The organism is Parvibaculum sp. MBR-TMA-1.3b-4.2 (assembly GCF_053628815.1).
Window position 1 is genome coordinate 306,467 of the sequence record NZ_JBRJHC010000001.1, and the last position, 15,963, is coordinate 322,429.

The 15,963-nt window shown below is 63.3% G+C and carries 26 protein-coding genes and 1 tRNA gene; 17 read left to right on the forward strand and 10 right to left on the reverse strand.

Annotated elements, in window-relative coordinates; genetic code table 11:
• Positions 1-52 precede the first annotated feature (52 nt).
• Positions 53-247: a hypothetical protein gene (locus tag ACSSVQ_RS01635; protein ID WP_293326719.1), complete on the reverse strand. Its 195-nt coding sequence runs from the start codon at positions 245-247 to the stop codon at positions 53-55.
• Between the two features lie 91 nt (positions 248-338).
• Positions 339-1,454 (reverse strand): phosphatase PAP2 family protein, encoded by a 1,116-nt coding sequence (locus ACSSVQ_RS01640; protein ID WP_454180556.1) that lies wholly within the window; start codon positions 1,452-1,454, stop codon positions 339-341.
• A gap of 211 nt (positions 1,455-1,665) precedes the next feature.
• On the opposite strand from ACSSVQ_RS01640, the gene ACSSVQ_RS01645 reads away from it, so the two are divergent.
• From ACSSVQ_RS01645 to ACSSVQ_RS01680, 8 genes are all read left to right on the forward strand, one after another.
• Positions 1,666-2,163: a single-stranded DNA-binding protein gene (locus tag ACSSVQ_RS01645; protein ID WP_454180557.1), complete on the forward strand. Its 498-nt coding sequence runs from the start codon at positions 1,666-1,668 to the stop codon at positions 2,161-2,163.
• 376 nt (positions 2,164-2,539) lie between these two features.
• On the forward strand, positions 2,540-5,344 hold the full coding sequence (gyrA, locus tag ACSSVQ_RS01650; protein ID WP_454184631.1) for a DNA gyrase subunit A: 2,805 nt from the start codon (positions 2,540-2,542) through the stop codon (positions 5,342-5,344).
• Positions 5,345-5,377: 33 nt separating this feature from the next.
• Positions 5,378-5,890, forward strand: a complete 513-nt coding sequence (coaD, locus tag ACSSVQ_RS01655) for a pantetheine-phosphate adenylyltransferase (protein WP_293327628.1) — start codon at positions 5,378-5,380, stop codon at positions 5,888-5,890.
• Between the two features lie 37 nt (positions 5,891-5,927).
• A complete protein-coding gene (locus tag ACSSVQ_RS01660) occupies positions 5,928-6,479 on the forward strand; it encodes a peptidylprolyl isomerase (RefSeq protein ID WP_454180558.1) in 552 nt (183 codons plus the stop codon).
• Between the two features lie 11 nt (positions 6,480-6,490).
• Positions 6,491-6,964, forward strand: coding sequence for a peptidylprolyl isomerase (locus tag ACSSVQ_RS01665; RefSeq protein WP_454180559.1), 474 nt, complete (start codon positions 6,491-6,493; stop codon positions 6,962-6,964).
• Between the two features lie 279 nt (positions 6,965-7,243).
• Positions 7,244-8,329, forward strand: a complete 1,086-nt coding sequence (queA, locus tag ACSSVQ_RS01670) for a tRNA preQ1(34) S-adenosylmethionine ribosyltransferase-isomerase QueA (protein ID WP_454180560.1) — start codon at positions 7,244-7,246, stop codon at positions 8,327-8,329.
• Entirely contained in the window at positions 8,326-9,447 is a 1,122-nt protein-coding gene (gene tgt / locus ACSSVQ_RS01675; RefSeq protein WP_454180561.1) for a tRNA guanosine(34) transglycosylase Tgt, read from the forward strand. Before queA ends, tgt begins: the two co-directional genes overlap by 4 nt.
• A gap of 152 nt (positions 9,448-9,599) precedes the next feature.
• A tRNA-Lys gene (locus tag ACSSVQ_RS01680) sits at positions 9,600-9,675 on the forward strand.
• A gap of 247 nt (positions 9,676-9,922) precedes the next feature.
• Here the strand turns inward: ACSSVQ_RS01680 and ACSSVQ_RS01685 are convergent.
• The gene (locus tag ACSSVQ_RS01685) at positions 9,923-10,171 is read right to left on the reverse strand and encodes a hypothetical protein (RefSeq protein ID WP_454180562.1); all 249 of its coding nucleotides are present in this window, start codon (positions 10,169-10,171) and stop codon (positions 9,923-9,925) included.
• Positions 10,164-10,316 (reverse strand): hypothetical protein, encoded by a 153-nt coding sequence (locus ACSSVQ_RS01690; RefSeq protein ID WP_454180563.1) that lies wholly within the window; start codon positions 10,314-10,316, stop codon positions 10,164-10,166. The genes ACSSVQ_RS01685 and ACSSVQ_RS01690 overlap by 8 nt, the downstream gene beginning before the upstream one ends.
• On the opposite strand from ACSSVQ_RS01690, the gene ACSSVQ_RS01695 reads away from it, so the two are divergent.
• Positions 10,315-10,680 carry a hypothetical protein gene (locus ACSSVQ_RS01695; protein WP_454180564.1) on the forward strand — a complete coding sequence of 122 codons (366 nt, stop codon included), beginning with the start codon at positions 10,315-10,317 and terminating at the stop codon, positions 10,678-10,680. The two genes, ACSSVQ_RS01690 and ACSSVQ_RS01695, sit on opposite strands and share 2 nt — an antisense overlap.
• A 5-nt stretch (positions 10,681-10,685) precedes the next feature.
• Here the strand turns inward: ACSSVQ_RS01695 and ACSSVQ_RS01700 are convergent, their stop codons facing one another.
• The 6 genes from ACSSVQ_RS01700 to ACSSVQ_RS01725 all read right to left on the reverse strand — a co-directional run bounded on the left by ACSSVQ_RS01700 (position 10,686) and on the right by ACSSVQ_RS01725 (position 13,260).
• Complete coding sequence (locus ACSSVQ_RS01700) at positions 10,686-10,943, reverse strand: hypothetical protein (RefSeq protein ID WP_454180565.1); 258 nt, start codon at positions 10,941-10,943, stop codon at positions 10,686-10,688.
• The gene (locus tag ACSSVQ_RS01705; RefSeq protein WP_454180566.1) at positions 10,940-11,560 is read right to left on the reverse strand and encodes a transglutaminase-like cysteine peptidase; all 621 of its coding nucleotides are present in this window, start codon (positions 11,558-11,560) and stop codon (positions 10,940-10,942) included. The genes ACSSVQ_RS01700 and ACSSVQ_RS01705 overlap by 4 nt, the downstream gene beginning before the upstream one ends.
• 94 nt (positions 11,561-11,654) lie before the next feature.
• A complete protein-coding gene (locus tag ACSSVQ_RS01710; protein WP_454180567.1) occupies positions 11,655-11,888 on the reverse strand; it encodes a hypothetical protein in 234 nt (77 codons plus the stop codon).
• Positions 11,885-12,160, reverse strand: coding sequence for a hypothetical protein (locus tag ACSSVQ_RS01715; RefSeq protein WP_454180568.1), 276 nt, complete (start codon positions 12,158-12,160; stop codon positions 11,885-11,887). The genes ACSSVQ_RS01710 and ACSSVQ_RS01715 overlap by 4 nt, the downstream gene beginning before the upstream one ends.
• Complete coding sequence (locus ACSSVQ_RS01720; protein WP_454180569.1) at positions 12,157-12,465, reverse strand: hypothetical protein; 309 nt, start codon at positions 12,463-12,465, stop codon at positions 12,157-12,159. Before ACSSVQ_RS01720 ends, ACSSVQ_RS01715 begins: the two co-directional genes overlap by 4 nt.
• Before the next feature lie 171 nt (positions 12,466-12,636).
• The gene (locus tag ACSSVQ_RS01725) at positions 12,637-13,260 is read right to left on the reverse strand and encodes a LexA family protein (protein ID WP_454180570.1); all 624 of its coding nucleotides are present in this window, start codon (positions 13,258-13,260) and stop codon (positions 12,637-12,639) included.
• Between the two features lie 108 nt (positions 13,261-13,368).
• Between ACSSVQ_RS01725 and ACSSVQ_RS01730 the strand changes: the two genes are divergently transcribed.
• From ACSSVQ_RS01730 to ACSSVQ_RS01765, 8 genes are read left to right on the forward strand one after another with little or no spacing between them, the layout of a single operon-like run.
• Positions 13,369-13,647: a hypothetical protein gene (locus tag ACSSVQ_RS01730; protein WP_454180571.1), complete on the forward strand. Its 279-nt coding sequence runs from the start codon at positions 13,369-13,371 to the stop codon at positions 13,645-13,647.
• Positions 13,644-13,979 carry a hypothetical protein gene (locus ACSSVQ_RS01735; RefSeq protein ID WP_454180572.1) on the forward strand — a complete coding sequence of 112 codons (336 nt, stop codon included), beginning with the start codon at positions 13,644-13,646 and terminating at the stop codon, positions 13,977-13,979. The genes ACSSVQ_RS01730 and ACSSVQ_RS01735 overlap by 4 nt, the downstream gene beginning before the upstream one ends.
• Positions 13,976-14,206 (forward strand): hypothetical protein, encoded by a 231-nt coding sequence (locus ACSSVQ_RS01740; RefSeq protein WP_454180573.1) that lies wholly within the window; start codon positions 13,976-13,978, stop codon positions 14,204-14,206. Before ACSSVQ_RS01735 ends, ACSSVQ_RS01740 begins: the two co-directional genes overlap by 4 nt.
• The gene (locus ACSSVQ_RS01745) at positions 14,203-14,673 is read left to right on the forward strand and encodes a hypothetical protein (RefSeq protein ID WP_454180574.1); all 471 of its coding nucleotides are present in this window, start codon (positions 14,203-14,205) and stop codon (positions 14,671-14,673) included. Before ACSSVQ_RS01740 ends, ACSSVQ_RS01745 begins: the two co-directional genes overlap by 4 nt.
• Positions 14,670-14,951 (forward strand): hypothetical protein, encoded by a 282-nt coding sequence (locus ACSSVQ_RS01750; protein ID WP_454180575.1) that lies wholly within the window; start codon positions 14,670-14,672, stop codon positions 14,949-14,951. Before ACSSVQ_RS01745 ends, ACSSVQ_RS01750 begins: the two co-directional genes overlap by 4 nt.
• Positions 14,948-15,298: a hypothetical protein gene (locus tag ACSSVQ_RS01755; protein ID WP_454180576.1), complete on the forward strand. Its 351-nt coding sequence runs from the start codon at positions 14,948-14,950 to the stop codon at positions 15,296-15,298. Before ACSSVQ_RS01750 ends, ACSSVQ_RS01755 begins: the two co-directional genes overlap by 4 nt.
• A complete protein-coding gene (locus ACSSVQ_RS01760) occupies positions 15,295-15,636 on the forward strand; it encodes a hypothetical protein (protein WP_454180577.1) in 342 nt (113 codons plus the stop codon). Before ACSSVQ_RS01755 ends, ACSSVQ_RS01760 begins: the two co-directional genes overlap by 4 nt.
• On the forward strand, positions 15,633-15,932 hold the full coding sequence (locus ACSSVQ_RS01765) for a hypothetical protein (RefSeq protein ID WP_454180578.1): 300 nt from the start codon (positions 15,633-15,635) through the stop codon (positions 15,930-15,932). Before ACSSVQ_RS01760 ends, ACSSVQ_RS01765 begins: the two co-directional genes overlap by 4 nt.
• Positions 15,933-15,963: the final 31 nt, after the last annotated feature.

The following is a 15,963-nucleotide window of genomic DNA, read 5'->3' on the forward strand; positions in this document are numbered from 1 at the left end:
CTCTCAACCACTCATGTATGTAGCCCGGAGCGTCCGCCTTCAAGGGGCGGGCTCAATCCGGACTGCGAAAAGGCAGAATATTTGCGTCGGGGGCGCGGTCTTCGACGGCGAGGACGTCCTCTTCCGTCAGGGGGCGTCGCCCGAAGGCGATAAGGCGGCGGTTCACCCTCTCGAGGGCTGTCATGAACTGGTCCGTCGTCTGGTCGAGATTATCGCACAAGGCCATCCAGTTTTCTGCGGCATTCATCGGTCGGTCTCCGGCTAGACTCGCTGTCACGCAAGGATGCTAGCGCCTTGATGTGAACAAAACAAGAACAAGTGAGATTGGTCTGAGGCCGTCAGTCCTGGCGGGGAAGAGGTTCGAGAGCGCGCGGGTGGGCGCGGTCGATCATCCAGCCTGATACCGTCCAGATGAGGATGGCCGCGGCGGCGCCGACAATGCCGTCGAGGGCGTAGTGGAAAGCGAGCATGATGGAGCCGATGAAGATCGCGACGGCAAAAGCGGTCAGGGCGATCCCCCAGATGCGTCCCAGCCGCCAGCCCAGCAAGGCCAGCGTGGTGGCCATGGCGACGTGGATGCTGGGCATGGCCGAAATGCCAGCGCCGGCGATGGTGCCTTTCAGGGAGAAGATCGACCACAGGCCGCTCTGCACCGAGAGCGCCATCAGGCTGTGTTCGTTGCCGTTGATCGCGTGGAGATGCTGGAGGAGGCCGTCGAAGGGTGTCGGGGTTCCCCAGAGTTCCGGCAGGAAGGCCGGACCGGCGGAGGCGAAGGCGAGCGCGCCGAATGTGCCGAGAAGCCCCCAGTTCAGGGCCAGCGTGGCGATGAATTGCAGCCGCAGATGGGGGCGGCGGGCTGAGAGAAGCTGGAGAACGAAGGTCGCGGCGAGGAGCGGGAACCAGAGATAGTAGATACCGTCGAGTGCCTTGATCGCCCAGGGGGAGCCGAACGGTCCCATCAGAAACTGCCAGGGCAATTCGCCTCCCGTCAGTTGGAGGGTCCAGTCGATGATGGGCCTGTCGAGGTCGAAGGGCTGGAGGTGGCCGATATAAACCTTCGTCGCCGTGAAGCCGGCCAGCACGAAGGCCAGCGGCACGAGCACGGTGAGGAGGTTGGCGGCGTACCCGGGCTGGAGATATCTGGCCTCAAGCACCCGCTTCAGGGTCTCGCGCGGATGGGAGAGGCCGGCCTGCACGGCGCAGATGGCGGTCCACAGGACGAGGACGACCGCCAGGGGCATGGCCATGATGAGGAGAAGGCTGACGAGGTTCCGGGACAGGAGCGCCGCGCCGCCGGGGGCGGAGAGGGCCAGAAACGGCCAGACCGTCGCAACGCAAAGCAGGCAAAGCGCCAGATAATGCCGGTGGCTGACGACAGCCTTCCCGACCTCTCCGGTCCAGATATTCCAGCTTTTAGCGCTGCTTTCGCTTTGCATCGTGGCGTAGTCGGTCATGTTCCGGCTTGCCCTCCCGGGAATCCCGGAGGCCAGATTGCGCGAACGACTTTATGGAAGAGTTAATGGCCGAATTGCGTTTGTCCCGCTTTATGAATAGGACAACAGGGTAGCGAAACGAGCTGCGCGATTCCGGGAACGGGCAGACCGGCCTGTTCAAGGCGATACGACGGGGATAAACCTGTCGCAGGCAGAAAACAGCGAGGCGAATATGGCAGGCAGCGTCAACAAGGTCATTCTGGTGGGCAATCTGGGCGCGGATCCTGAAATCCGCCGCACACAGGACGGCCGGCCGATCGCAAATCTGCGGATAGCCACATCGGAAAGCTGGCGCGACAAGAATTCCGGCGAGCGCCGCGAGCGCACCGAATGGCACCGCGTGGTGATTTTCAGCGAGGGGCTGTGCCGGATCGCCGAGCAGTATCTGAAGAAGGGCTCCAAGGTTTATCTCGAGGGCTCGCTGCAGACCCGCAAATGGCAGGATCAGTCCGGCCAGGATCGCTATTCGACGGAAGTCGTGCTGCAGGGCTTCAATTCCGTCCTGACCATGCTGGACGCCCGCAGTGGCGGGGGCGGCGGCGGCGACTTCGGTGGCGGCGGTGGCGGCAGCTACGGAAATGACGATTTCGGCGGCGGCGGTGGCAGCTCCAGCGGCGGCGGGGGCGGTAACGATTTCGCCCAGGACCTCGACGACGAAATTCCGTTCTGAGGCATTCGCGCCCTATTGCCGGGCAGCAAGATTCAAGGCCCCGTTCCGCCTGAAACCATGGCGGGCGGGGCCTTTCATTTGCCGTATTCCGGGCAGGCCGACGGCCCGACTTTTTCTTCTTTTAAATCAATGCCTTATGCCTAGCCCCTCGCGGTCTTTGAAGTTGCCGTGACAGGACCGACCTGCTAGATTGTGGGCAAGTCAAAAAAGGGGATTCGGAGCTCTTCCGAAGCCTCTTTTTCATCCTTTAAAATGCCACGCAGCAAGGCCGGTTTTTCCAGCTCTGGCGGGCGCTCAAGAAGACGAAAAACACTTGTCCGATACTCCAGAAACCGATCAGCCGGGCGACGAGCCGATGTCCGGAAACGGGGACGGCATGAACGGCGGTCCTGGTGGCGGCCAGGGTGGCGGCGCCGGAAACGGCGAAGGCGGCGGCCCGCCGCCCGAGCGCGATGTGGCCCCGATTTCCATCGAAGAGGAAATGCGCACCTCCTATCTCGATTACGCGATGAGCGTGATCGTGAGCCGTGCGCTGCCGGATGCGCGCGACGGGCTGAAGCCCGTGCATCGCCGCATTCTCTTCTCGATGAACGAGAACGGCTACGACTGGAACAAGGCCTATCGCAAATCGGCCCGCGTGGTCGGCGATGTGATCGGTAAGTATCACCCGCATGGCGACCAGTCGATTTACGACGCGCTGGTGCGCATGGCGCAGGATTTCTCCATGCGCCTGCCGCTGGCCGACGGTCAGGGCAATTTCGGCTCGGTCGACGGCGACCCCGCCGCCGCCATGCGTTACACCGAAGTGCGCATGGCCAAGGCCGCGCATGCGCTCCTGAACGATATCGACAAGGATACGGTCGATTTCCAGGACAACTACGACGCAACCGAGCGCGAACCGAGCGTACTACCCGCCGAGTTTCCGAACCTTCTGGTCAATGGCGCCAATGGTATCGCCGTCGGTATGGCGACCAATGTGCCGCCGCACAACCTCGGTGAAGTTATCGACGCCTGCGTTGCGCTGCTCGACAATCCGGATATCTCCATCGACGAGCTGATCGAATATGTTCCGGGGCCGGACTTTCCGACCGGCGGGATCATGCTCGGCCGCGCCGGGGCGAAATCGGCCTATCACACGGGGCGCGGCTCCATCGCCGTGCGCGCGAAGGTCGATATCGAGGAGACCAAGAAAGACCGCCAGGCGATCATCGTCAGTGAAATTCCCTATCAGGTGAACAAGACGACGCTGATCGAGAAGATTGCCGAACTGGTTCGCGACAAGCGTGTCGAAGGCATCAGCGACCTGCGCGACGAGTCCGACCGGCAGGGCATGCGCATCGTGATCGAGCTGAAGCGCGACGCGGTGCCCGATGTCGTGCTGAACCAGCTTTATCGCTTCTCGCAGCTTCAATCCTCCTTCGCCGCCAACATGCTGGCGCTCGACCATGGCCGCCCGGAAGTGATGAACCTGAAGCGGATGCTGCAGGCCTTCGCGGCGTTCCGTGAAGAAGTCATTACGCGGCGGACCAAGTTCGAACTCGGCAAGGCGCGCGACAGGGCGCATGTGCTGGTGGGACTTGCCATCGCCGTTGCCAATATCGACGAATTCATTCGGATCATCCGTTCATCGCCCGATCCCTCGACGGCACGTGAGCGACTGACGGAGCGGAGCTGGCCCGCGCAGGACATTGCCCCGCTGGTACTCCTCATCGACGATCCGCGCCATCGCCTGTCGGACGACGGCACGCTGACCCTCAGCGACACTCAGGCCCGCGCCATTCTCGACCTGCGCCTGCAGCGCCTCACGGCACTGGGCCGCGACGAAATCGGCGACGAGCTGAAGGGCCTGGGCGAAAGCATCGAGGAATATCTTTCCATTCTCCGCTCGCGCGAGAGGGTGCTTGAAATCATCCGCGACGAACTGATCGGCATCCGGAAGGAATTCGCCACGCCGCGCCGCACCGAGATCGCGGCAGCCGAGTTCGAGATGGAAGACGAAGATCTCATCCAGCGTGAAGAGATGGTCGTCACGGTCAGCCATCAGGGCTACATCAAGCGCGTGCCGCTCTCCACCTATCGGGCGCAGCGCCGTGGCGGCAAGGGCCGTTCCGGCATGTCGACCAAGGACGAGGATTTCGTCACCCGTATCTTCGTGGCCAACACGCATACGCCGATGCTGTTCTTCTCGTCGAACGGCATGGCCTACAAGCTGAAGGTCTGGAAGCTGCCTCTGGGCTCGCCGACATCGCGCGGCAAGGCGATGATCAATCTGCTGCCGCTGGCGCAGGACGAGTATATCTCCACGGTCATGCCGATGCCGGAAGACGAGGAGAGCTGGGGCAACCTCCATGTGATGTTCGCCACCCGGAGTGGCAATGTCCGCCGCAACAAGCTGTCCGACTTCGTGCAGATCAATCGCGGCGGCAAGATCGCGATGAAGCTGGAAGACGAAGAGGACGGCATCGTCTCGGTTCAGATCTGCACCGAAGACGACGACGTGCTGATGACGACGGCAGGCGGCCGCTCGATCCGCTTCCCCGTTACCGATGTGCGCGTCTTTGCGGGCCGCACCTCCACCGGCGTGCGCGGCATCCGCCTTGGCGACGGCGACACGCTGATCGGCATGAGCATCTTGCGCCATGTCGACGCGACGCCCGCGGAGTCCCGCGCCTATCTGAAACAGGCCGCTGCCATGCGCCGTGCCGCGTCGGGCGAAGCCCATGAGGCGGAGGCCGATATCGCCGAGCCGGAAGAGGGCGACGAGGAGGGGGGCGACGAACTCACGCTTTCGCCCGAGCGCTATACCGAGCTCGGCGCGAGAGAGCAGTTCGTTCTCACTGTCAGCGAAAAGGGCTTCGGCAAACGATCCTCGTCCTATGACTACCGGACTTCCGGACGTGGCGGCAAAGGCATTATCGCGATGGCCGTCACGCAGCGGAACGGCAATCTCGTCGCTTCCTTCCCCGTGGAGGGTCACGACCAGATCATGCTGGTAACCGATGCGGGGCAGCTTATTCGTTGCCCGGTGGACGATGTTCGCGCCGCCGGCCGTGCGACGCAGGGCGTCACCATTTTCCGCACGGCGGCCGATGAGCGAGTTGTTTCCGTCGAACATATCGGCGAGGCTGGCGAGGAAGAAGGCGACGACGCCGAAAGCGGTGGCGAAGAAGCTGGCGAGTAAGCCGGTAAAAAGGACGGGCAGGAGATTTCCGGCATGACGAAAACGGGGCTTTATCCCGGCACATTCGACCCGATGACGAACGGCCATGTGGACATCATCCGGCGGGCGCTCAGGGTGGTGGATCATCTGGTTATTGCCATCGGCGTTCATGCCACCAAGGCGCCGATGCTGTCGCTGGACGAGCGCTTCGACCTGATCGAACGCGAAGTTTCGCCAATCGCGAAGGAAATGGGCGGCAAGGTTTCGACCGCATCGTTTTCCGGGCTCGTGGTCGATGCGGCCGATGAGTTCGGCGCCTCCATCATCGTGCGCGGCTTACGCGGATCGGTGGATTATGAATATGAAGAAGCCATGGTGGGGATGAACCGCACCATGAACCCGAAAGTCGAGACGGTGTTTCTTGCCGCCTCGCCGGAAACGGGACATATCTCGTCCACGCTCGTGCGTCAGATCGCGCAGATGGGCGGCGATATTTCGCCTTTCGTGCCTGTATCGGTGCGCGAAAAGATGATGGCCAGGGTTGCCGAGCTGAAAGCCAAGGGCTGAAACCGGGCTCATTGCTCCCTAAAAACCGGAGATCAGAATGCACAAACTCGTAGCGGCCTTTGCGCTCGCGGCCTTTGCGTTCCTTGCGCCTCTCGCGCATGCCGAGGACGGGCAGAAGCTCGATCCGGAAAACACGCTCTACATGGACCTGAAAGACGGCCGTGTCGTCATCAAGCTCTATCCGGAAATCGCTCCCAAAACGGTCGCGCGGATCAAGAAGCTGACGCGGGAGGGCTTTTACGACGGGCTCGTCTTCCATCGCGTGATCGACGGCTTCATGGCCCAGGGCGGCGATCCCACGGGCACGGGGCGGGGCTCTTCCATGTATCCGGACCTGCCGGCCGAATTCACCAACAAGCTGAGCTTCGGACGCGGCACGGTCGGTCTCGCGCGCTCATCGTCGCCCGATAGCGGCAACAGCCAGTTTTTCATCTGTTTCCGGGATTGCAGCTTCCTGGACGGGCAATACACCATCTGGGGCCAGGTCGTCTCCGGCATGGATCATGTCGACAACATCAAGCGCGGTGAACCGCCTGTAAATCCCGACAAGATCGTTCGGATGCAGGTTGCCGCAGACGCCAAGAAATAGGAGCCGCCTTCATGGCCGATATCAAAGATCCCGAAAACACGATCATCATGGAAATTCCCCATGGCGAGGTCGTCATCGAGCTTCGTCCGGACCTCGCGCCGAAGCATGTCGAACGCATCAAGGAGCTGGCTCGCGAAGGCTTTTACGACGGCGTTGCCTTCCATCGCGTGATCGACGGTTTCATGGCGCAGGGCGGCGATCCCACGGGCACCGGCACGGGCGGCTCGGGCAAGAAGCTGCCGGCCGAGTTTTCGCGTGAGCCGCATGTCCGCGGCGTCTGCTCCATGGCCCGCACGCAGGACCCGAACAGTGCGGATTCGCAGTTCTTCATCGTGTTCGACGACGCCAGCTTCCTCGACGGCCAGTACACGGTCTGGGGCAAGGTGATTTCCGGCATGGAAGCCGTCGACAAGATCAAGCGCGGCGAGCCGGTGCGCGAGCCCGACCGGATCGCGTCCATGAAGGTCGCGGCGGACGTGGCCTAAGGCAAAAACAGTGTCATTGCCGGGCTTGACCCGGCAATCCAGCTCCGGTCCCATCTGCAATCAATCAGGTGCCCGGAGTCTATGACCGCACAGTTGGCGGCCATAGTTGGATATAACAGTCGTCATGGCCCGCTTTATGCGGGCCATCCACGTCTTGTCGCCCGGAAAACCGTAAAAGACGTGGATGACCCGGACGAGCCGGGTCATGACGGTAATTCGTATGCCCGGCCATGAGTGAAGCCCGGGCTGCCGGTTTGTATGAATAGTCGGATCAAACCCATGCGCGTCGATGAATTCGACTTCGAGCTCCCGGAAGAGCGTATCGCCTTGCGTCCCGCGCGGCCGCGTGATGCGGCGCGCATGCTCGTCGTCGGGCCGGAGGAGAATGCACTTGCCGACAAGGGCGTGCGCAATCTGCCGGACTTTCTGGAGCCGGGCGACGTTCTCGTATTCAACGATACGAAGGTAATCCCGGCGCGGCTTTTCGGTACGCGGCAGCGCGGCGAGGCCGTGGCGCGCATCGAGGTGATGCTTCATCTCCGCGAGGGACCGAGCCTGTGGCGCGCCTTTCTGCGTCCGGCCAAAAAACTCGCCATCGGCGAAACGATTGCTTTCGAAGGCGGTCTGGAAGCACAGGTCGTCGAGAAGAATGAGGGCGGGGAGAGCGTGTTGCAGTTCTCGCAATCCGGCCCCGATCTCGATCAGGCGATTGCGGTGGCCGGCGTCATGCCGTTGCCGCCCTATATCGCCCGCAAGCGCGAGACGGATGAGGAAGACCTTTCCGACTATCAGACGATGTATGCCGACGAGCTAGGCGCCGTTGCCGCGCCCACAGCGGGCCTCCATTTCACGTCGGAGTTGATGGCGGCTATAGAGGCGCGCGGCGTGCATATGGTGCGGCTGACGCTTCATGTGGGCGCGGGCACGTTTCTTCCCGTCACAGCGGACGACACGGACGCCCACAAGATGCATTCCGAAGTTGGCGAGATCACGGAGGAAGAGGCCGAGGCGATCAATACGGCCCGCAAGGCAGGCGGTCGTATCGTTGCCGTCGGCACTACGTCGCTGCGCCTCCTCGAAACCGCGACGGATACGGATGGCGTGGTTCACCCCTGGCGCGGCGGAACCGACATCTTCATCACGCCCGGCTATCGCTTCCATGCGGTGGATATGCTGATGACGAATTTCCACCTGCCGCGCTCGACGCTCTTCATGCTCGTTTCCGCGCTGCGCAGCACGGCGGAGATGAAAGCGGCCTATGCGCACGCCATCGCCGCCGAGTATCGTTTCTATTCCTACGGGGATTCCAGTCTCATCTATCGGCGCGATCCGGACAGCGCACAGGAAAGCGAGCACAGGCCATGAGCGCGTTCAGTTTCGATCTGCAGGGAACCGATGGGAAAGCGCGCACCGGCGTCATCCATACGCCGCGCGGCGATATTCGCACACCCGCCTTCATGCCGGTCGGCACGGCGGGCACGGTGAAGGCCATGTATCCGGGGCAGGTGCGGGAGACGGGCGCGGACATCATTCTCGGCAATACCTATCATCTGATGCTTCGTCCGGGGGCGGAGGAAGTGGCCGCGCTTGGCGGTCTGCACAAATTCGCCAACTGGCCGCATCCGATCCTGACCGACTCAGGCGGCTTTCAGGTCATGTCGCTTGCCCGTCTCCGCAAGATGACGGAGGAGGGCGTGACCTTCCAGTCGCATATCGACGGGTCGCGTCACATGCTTTCGCCTGAACGCTCCATCGAGATCCAGTGCTTGCTGGGCTCCGATATCCAGATGGTGCTTGACGAGTGCACGCCGTTTCCGACGACCGAGGCGGAAGCCGAAAAGTCCATGGAGCTGTCGCTTCGCTGGGCCGCCCGTTCGAAAGAGGCCTTCGCGGCCCAGCCGCTCCGCAAGGAAGGCATGGCGCTTTTCGGCATCGTGCAGGGCAGCACCTACGAGCCCCTGCGCCGCCGCTCGGCCGAGGGGCTCGTCGAGATCGGGTTCGACGGCTATGCGGTCGGCGGGCTCGCCGTGGGCGAGGGGCAGGAGGCGATGCTGCGCGTCCTCGACTATGCGCCCGATATGCTCCCGCAGGACAAGCCCCGCTATCTGATGGGCGTCGGCACGCCGGACGACCTGGTGGAAGCCGTACGGCGCGGCATCGACATGTTCGACTGCGTCATGCCGACCCGGAACGGGCGCCACGGGCTCGCCTTTACCCGCTTCGGCAAGATCAACCTCAAGAATGCCCGCCATGCCACCGACACGAGCCCGCTCGACCCGGAGAGCAGCTGTCCGGCCGCGCGGGACTATTCCCGGGCCTATCTCCATCATCTGGTGAAGTCGGGCGAGATGCTCGGTTCCATGCTGGTGAGCTGGAATAATATCCACTACTACCAGTCGCTCATGGCCGGGATGCGGGCGGCGATTTCGGAGGGCCGGTTCGAGGCTTTCGTCGCGGATTTCAAGGCGGCGCAGGGGGCATGAATGCTATCTTGCCCAAAGCGTGGTTTTCTCAAGCTCAATCTTGCCCAAACCATGCCTGGAGTGTTGACCGCCGCCCAAGCTCCCCTTAAGTTCCGCGCACTTTCCGGCGGCTGGCGCGGGTCCCCGACTCGCCCGAATAGCCGTTTCAGGACGGGCCCTTAGCTCAGCTGGTAGAGCAACTGACTTTTAATCAGTAGGTCGATGGTTCGAACCCATCAGGGCTCACCATTTAAATTCAATGACTTAGCGTTTGTATGGACCCGCTCGGGCGGGTTTTTCTACTGCCCGTGGGCCCGCTGAAAACGGCGGAAAGCGGCGGGTTGCGTCGGGCTGCGGCAGGCTGCACGGTAGAAATCCGGTAGAAACGAGCGCATGAAAAAGGCCCGGCAGGCGGGGACCTGCCGGGCCTAGCGAGCCGCCACCATGGCGGCCCTTCCTTGCCCCTCATGCGCCGCGCATGAAAGGCCGGGGGGTGTCAGCCGAAGCCGGCGCGCCGATCGATGCGCTTATGGGCTTCGCGAACCGCGTGGCGCTGCTGGCGCTCGTAGAACTCGATCAGCACCGATCGCTTGATGAGGCGCTTGCCGCTGGCCATGTCCTTGAAGAAGGGCAGCTTGTCGCGGTCGGCCAGGCTGCGCAGCTGGGCGGCGGTGAACTTTCGCTCATAATGAGCGGTCAGGGCCTGCGCGGCGGCGGCGATATCGAGCAAGGGATCGTCAGCCATTTTCGGCCTCGCGTTCGAAGTCGGCCAGGAACCGCAGCCCCAACCGCTTGAGATATGCCATGCGGTCGGCGATGATCTCGGCTTCGGTGCGCCGCTTGCGCGGAATGCGCGCCTGACGGCTTTTATCGGGAGGTTGCGAAACCATGCTCAAGATCCTGGGCGGCGACTGGCCGGCGGAACAAAACGCCACGGTGAAGACGGGCCTGCGGGGGGAGATCCGGGAAATCCTGCTCTTCACCGGCTTTCTCAGACACGACACATACAAGGCGGCCGATATCGAAACGGCCGAGCTGGTGACGCAGGAAAACCAGACCTCGATCGCCGGCAAGATGGGCTGGGGCGCGGCCGGGGCGGTCGCGCTCGGGCCGGTCGGTCTGCTCGCCGGGGCCATCATGGGCGGCAACCGCAACAGCGCCGTCGTGGCCGTCAAGTTCAAGGACGGCCGCAAGGTATTGCTGCAGGGCAAGTCCAAAGAGGTCATGCCGCTGGTAGGCGCGGGGTTCCGCTAGGGCACTCACTTCGCCGTCTCCGCACTACCGGCCGGCCCAGCTTCGTCATTCGGAACTTTTTCAAGCTCAACATTAGCGCGCAGCTCTTTTTGGGGACGGAAGTTATTGCTGTCGATTGCCCAGGCGACATAGGCAACTCGCCATTGCTGTTTGGCGATGTTGATGTATTCGCCCTGCTGCGGAACGGCATAGCTCCGGAGAGCATCAACGAGACCGCCCCCGCGCTCATAAAACTCGACTCGCATTGCCGGAATGTCGCTCATTCTCCGTCCCCGTGTATGGCCGCCCGGCGCCAGGCGAGCAGCCAGGCGGCGTCCTGCCGCCGCGTCCAGCGATACCCGGTTTCCGCCCAGGGCCGGATGCGCCAGTCCAGATTGTCCATCACAAGGTCGCCGCGATCGGTGCGGACGAGCAGCACCGCGTGGCCAGTGCCCTGCCATGTCAGGGCTACCGCCATAAGCAGCGCGGCGGGCGGCCAGCCGCGGGCGATCAGCGCCTGGCGCTTGGCGAGCGCCAGATCCTCGCAATCGCCGCCGGTTTCGGGGCTCGCCACGGTCCATCTCTCGCGGGGGCGGCCGTCCGGGTCCAGGTCCCGCCGCGCGGGGATGTTGCGATTGACCCAATCGTTGACCCGGTTCAGCTCGGCCCATTTTTCGGCGTCGAGCGTCAACGGGGAGGCGGCTTCCTCCGTCTTCGGACAAAAGCCCCTGTTCCGCCCGCACAGGGCGAGCAGGCCGCGCGGCGGAATGACGGGCTCTCCCGCCGCCATGAGCGTACCGGGAGCCGGAAGGGCGCCGTCCGTCCCGATGGCCGGGGCGCAGGCGGCCAGGGCACATAGCGCGGGGACGGCAGCCAGCCGGGCCAGGCTGTGCACCCTCATGGCAGCCACCATCTGACGAGCAGGTAAATCGCCAGCGCGAAAAAGACGATCAGGCCCGGTGCGATCCACCAGCCGGGCGGCATGGACGGGCCGTTCATGACGTACCCCCGCAAATGCTTTCGGGCAGAGCCGGGCGACCATGAGCGCGGACGGGGCGGCCCGGCAGCGGGGAGATCTGCAGCTGGCGCCAGTGGCGATGCCAGTCGCGCAGATCCTCCACCGCGCGTTCGCGCGTGGGCAGCAGCGGCCAGCCGACGCCATTGCCCTGACGGTCCACCAGCTCGAACCCGTCGGGGCGTTCAACGATATGCGTGGGGAGGTCGCTCATGCGGCACGACCTCCGCTCAGCGACCAATTTTCGATGACGACACCGCGTAGGCAGGGCGACATCAAAACCTGGTGTTCCAAAGCCGGGTATATTTTCAGCGCGTCACGTATGAGGTCGACCAAAAGCGAAATTGTCTCGATGCTATCGGGATCGACAGTGCCAGGTCGTGGCTCATGGTTTTCGTCAAGCAGGCTGCTGCATGCGAGGTGGTCGTCTGCATCGCGAATGACGGCTTGCAACAGCCGGTAAATGATTTTTTCCTGCTCTGTCATGCGGCACCGCCGTTCGGCGCGGCAGCCGCTTCATCGGCCTCCGCGCCTTCCAGCATGGCTTCCGCCGCCAGCGCCACGGCATGCATGAAGAAGCCGTCTTCGAGCGTCATGTCGAAATTTCGCGCGAGCGACGGGATTTCCGGCAGGGTGACGGCGGGGCGGCGCGCGCCCTCTTCCGAGCCGGCCGCGTAGCGGGCCGGGCCGCCGCGCGGGGTGCCGGCGGGCGGATCCCGGCGCTTGTCGACGATATGCACCGGGTGCCGGGCGCCGTTGCGCTTGCTGGCCGGGTTCGAAGTGCCGTTCATGAGTAAACCTCCGTCTGTATGACGGGGGCAATCGTCCGCAAAAAATTGCGTCAACGCAATCTAAAAATTGCGTCGCGCAATTTGTAGCGCAAAATACGGGGCAAGACGAGGCCGCTTTTCTTGCAGAAAAGCTAGGAACCACGTGGTGTTTGAAGAAAAACCGGGTGTGACTCAGCGACGATGCGGGATCGGGCGGCGCCCGCCGAGGCTCGTGGTCACAACGCCTCGAATCGCGACCCTCTCCCCGTCGACGAGAAGGGGTTTCGCCTGGGCGGCGCCTGTCGAGTGTTGCATCAGGAACGGGGGTTCATAGACCCTGAGGACGGTTTCCGCGTTGCCGGTGTCGTCATCGTAGATCTGCGCGACGACAACGTCGCCGGATCGGGGTGTTTCATGGCCGTTGACCAGTACGAGATCCCCCGGAACGATGCCTTCCAGATTGACCGCGTCCGTTTCCACCCGCCAAACATCCGTGACGTTATCGCCCATTTTTCGGATCGGGTGATCGGTGGGACCGTTCCAGGGTTTCAGTTCATCTTCCCGGAACCCCGGCTCCTGCACCGGTTGCGGCACCAGCTCTTTCGGCGCCGGAATGCCGGTATAATTGACGATCCGGGCGATGATCGAAGTGGAGAGGCTGCCGCTCCAGTCTTCGTTCTTGAGCGGCCGGGTAAGGGTGGAAGGAGACACACCTATAGCCGTCGCCAGAGGAGTCGGTTTGACACCGCTCTTCTCGACCACCTCCGCGAGCCACTCGCGGGTGATTCGGCTCAGGTTACTTTGCATGGTGCGCAATCTAAAACTTTCGTGGACGCAAGATTTAGATAGCAAATGCGGGGCACTTACCGCATCTTGCGTTTGCGCACTTGACAAATTGCTACTTGGCAAACTCATATTGCCAACATGCAATATTTTGAACGCATATCCAACATTCATGATCGAGCAAAGCGCATCCGGCTGAGCGCGGACGGGCTGCTGGAAGGCACGGGAATTTATCCGTCGACCTTCTGGCGCTGGTTCAAGGGCGCAAAGGCGAGCTACGACAAAGTCACCACGGTGGAAGCCGCGCTGGTGGGTCATGAGGAGGATCTTCTGGATCATCTGATCCGCCTCCACCCGGAAAAAGCGCGGGCGGTGCTGGCCGAAATCGAGGCCCATCCGGCCGGGGAGGCTGTCGCATGAGCCTCCTGACCGTCTTCGGCATCTGTTTTCTATTCGGCGCGGTGATCGGCGCACTGGCGGCGGCGGTTTTCCTCCTCGCGGCCGTGCGGCGGCACGAAAGCGCCTTGCCCGCGCCCGCGCGCATCGAGGTTGTCGGCCTTTCTCCCGGCGACTGCGTGGTGGTGTCGCTCGATTTCGTTCCGACGCATGACCAGCGCATTGCTCTGAAGGCGATGCTGCTCGAGGACCTGCGGGCCTCATTTCCCGGCGTCGAAATCGTGGTGCTTGAGAAAGGTGCGTCCATCGATGTGCTGCGGCGCGGCGGCTGCGTCGCGGAAGGCGGTGCGGCATGAGCGAAGCGCTGCAAGTGAAGATGTTCGAAGTCGCGCTGACCAAGCCGGGACACCCGGAAGTGCTCTGCTATGACGCCAAGGGCGAACATATCTGCACCCTCTGTCTCGACAGGAACACCGGCCGCGAACTCGCCGGGCGCGTCTATCTGGGGATAGGGCTCGACGATCGCGCCGCCCACCTGGCCGTCCAGTCGCGAATGGCGCCGGGGAAAGGCGGTGCGGCATGAATTGGGCCTATGCGCGTTTCCTTCTCGGTTCGAGCGAAAAATCGCCCCACGACGCCGTCGCCGATCTCCGCAAATTTGTCGATTTCTATCTCGGCCCGGAATGGTGTGCAGACAAGCGCCGCGGGGGCGTTGAGATTGAGGGCAGGGGGCAGGTCCTGCCGTCTTTCCTGCCGCCCTGGCGGCGCATGTTCGACCGCGCCTTCGCCATCGCGGCGCTTCGTCACCAGCTCGCCGGGATCCGCGACCGCTCCGGCATGAGCGATTTCGATTTCTTTCCGTCCACCCGATCCGTTCGCGCTACCCATCGCGCGGCACTCCTGACGGGTGCGGCGGCGATCCCCGGCCCGGGCGCAGCAGGCTGGCCGGGGAGGGCGGCGGCACGGCGCTATCCGGATTTCGGCCACACCGAAGCCGGCGGCCGTGCCGCCTGCCTGTCATGCTTCGTTATGCGGGGAGGCTGCGCATGACTTATGCCGAGCAGCAGCCGGAGAGCTTCACCCATATCGGCGTCGGGATTTATACGCTCGAGCATGAGCCGATGCGGGGCGCGCTGACCGTCTTCCGGCAGGGCGCGCGCGGGCATCTGGAAAAGGTCGAGGTCATCGGCGGCGACGGGCTGGCGCTGATCGTCGCGGATTTCAACCGACTGGCGGCGGAAGGGGCGGCGGCGCAGGACGCCTATATCGCCGATATCGTGACCCGCGCGCGCCTGCATCACGCGGCGACGGGTGGGGGGCAGTCATGAGCAGGGAGCCCCTGAAAACGCCCCGGTCGAAATTCCTGATGCTGGCGCTGGCGATGGCGCATGCCAAGGGCGAGGCGGAGCCTGTCACCGTGACACGCTTTGCCGACCGTTGGGCGGCGCTTCGCGAAGACGACATATCGGGGCTCAGTGGCGGCGTTCTGAAAGCCAGCCTGCTGATTATCCGCTTCGGGCAGAGCCGCGAGCGCGTCAACAGCCTGAAACGTGAGCTGGAAGCGCTTGCCATCGCAGAGATGGATGCCGCCGAGGCGGCGCGGGAGAACGCGGAAGAAGACCCCTCCGCGGAGCCCGTGCAGCTCGACTGGTGGCGGCGAGGACAATACGGATGAGCAATCGACACGCCCCCCAGATGGACGCCTTGAGCATTTTCGCCGCCGGGACGCTGGAGCGGCACCTTGCCGATGCGATCGACGGTTGGGAGGCGGGCAATCGCGAGCTGGACCCCGGCGAAGTCGTGTTCCGGCTCCTCAATGTCGCGGCCTTCGTGATGGTGCATTCCGCCAAGCCGGAGAACATGAACCGCACGGTCGATGCGTCCGCCAAATATCTCGCTCAGTTCACGGATTATCTGATCGGCTGCGAACCGATGCGCGCCGAAGAGCTGACGCGCCGCGCGGCGGTGGCGGACAATGTGGTGGATCTGTTCGGGAAGAGGGACGCGGAATGAATCTCGAAAGCATCAAACGGATTTCTGAGGCAGCGGAAGAGCTGGACGATATCCGGCGAGCGAGAGGGCGGTTGCTCCAGGCACAGGAGAATGAAGAGGCGCTCAACCTGGCGACGCTGCCGCAGATCTGGTTCACAGCCGACAGGTATGTGATCGGCGCCATCGATGCGCAACTGGTAGCGCGACAGAAGGAAATCGTCGAGACGCTTACGGAGCTGGGTGTAGAGCTGAGCGAAGACGAGCGGTCCCTGCCGATCTTCCCACGTCTGGGCGGTCTGCCTGGGGATTGCTCATGAACAATCTCAACCTGACCCGTGACGGCCGGCA